Raw genomic sequence first — 1184 nt, forward strand, 5'->3', positions numbered from 1 at the left:
GAATTTCACCACCGAGGTCGAACGCGCCGTCGACAGCTCCCAATTGTCGCGGTAGCGGCCGGCGCCGGAGAGCGGCTTGTTGTCGGTGTGGCCGTCGACGCGCAGCACCCAGTTGATCTCGGGCGGGATTTCCTTCTGCAACTCGATGATGGCGTCGGCGAGCTTCTTCATCTCGACCTTGCCGGCATCGTTGATCACCTCGGAGCCGGTCGGGAACAGCACTTCCGACTGGAAGACGAAGCGATCGCCGACGATACGGATGTTCTCGCGGTCGGCGAGGATTTCGCGCAAGCGGCCGAAGAAGTCGGAGCGGTAGCGGTTCAACTCCTGCACGCGCTGTGCCAGTGCGACGTTGAGGCGACGGCCGAGGTCGGCGATCTTGGTGTTTGAATCGCGGTCGCGGATTTCGGAGACGTTGAGCGCATCCTCGAGCGCGCCGATCTGCTTGCGCAGTGCCGCGATCTGCTGGTTGAGGATCTCGACCTGGCTCAGCGCCTGCTGGCTGATCTGGCGCTGGCTGTCGAGTTCGCCGCCGAGCGCCGCGGCGCGCTGGTTGGCGGCGTCGCCGGCACCGGCGCCTTGCGCCAGCAACTGTTGGAGCCGGCTCCTTTCCGCTTGCGCGGCTGACAGCGACGCCTGCAGATTGGCCAGTGAATCATCCTTGTCCTGCGCCGTCGAGCGCTCCAGCGCCAGCAACTGGGTCAGCTCGTTGATCTGCGAGTTGAGGCGCGAGAGTGCCGTATCCTTGCCGGAGATTTCGCGTCCCAGCAGGAACTGCGCCAGCACGAAGACCGTGAGCAGGAACATGATGGCCAAAAGCAGCGTCGACAGCGCGTCGACAAAGCCCGGCCAGTAGTCGATGCGGCGATCGGTGCGCCGGCCCCTGGCGAGTGCCACTTCAGTGCACTCCGGGCTTCTTCAGGGCATCGGCGATCTTTTCCAGTGTGTTGCGCATCGCCTTCTGCTCGTCGGACTGGGCCTCGACCCAGTCGCGCATGATCTGCTGTTCCGAGCGCATGTTCTTGACCAGGCCGGAAATGCCGTCGGCGAGATTGGCCATGGCGGTGGCGACGCGCGGGTTGGATCCGCCGCCATTCTCCTGCATCGAGCGCAGCCGTTCCGACAGCACCCGGATCTCGTCGGAGGATTCGGTCTTGGCCGGGTCGGCGACGACGATGTCCGAC

1 protein-coding gene and 1 pseudogene are annotated in these 1184 nt (G+C 64.9%); both read right to left on the reverse strand.

Features of this window, described 5'->3' with window-relative positions; translation table 11 throughout:
• The coding region (locus EOD15_RS34515) for a peptidoglycan -binding protein (RefSeq protein ID WP_127409313.1) at positions 1-897 on the reverse strand (897 nt) is incomplete at its 3' end.
• A gap of 1 nt (position 898) precedes the next feature.
• Positions 899-1184, reverse strand: a pseudogene (locus EOD15_RS34520) (flagellar motor protein MotA); the annotation flags it as partial.

Origin of the sequence: Mesorhizobium sp. M7A.T.Ca.US.000.02.2.1, assembly GCF_003996995.1 — a bacterium.
Lineage (GTDB): Bacteria > Pseudomonadota > Alphaproteobacteria > Rhizobiales > Rhizobiaceae > Mesorhizobium.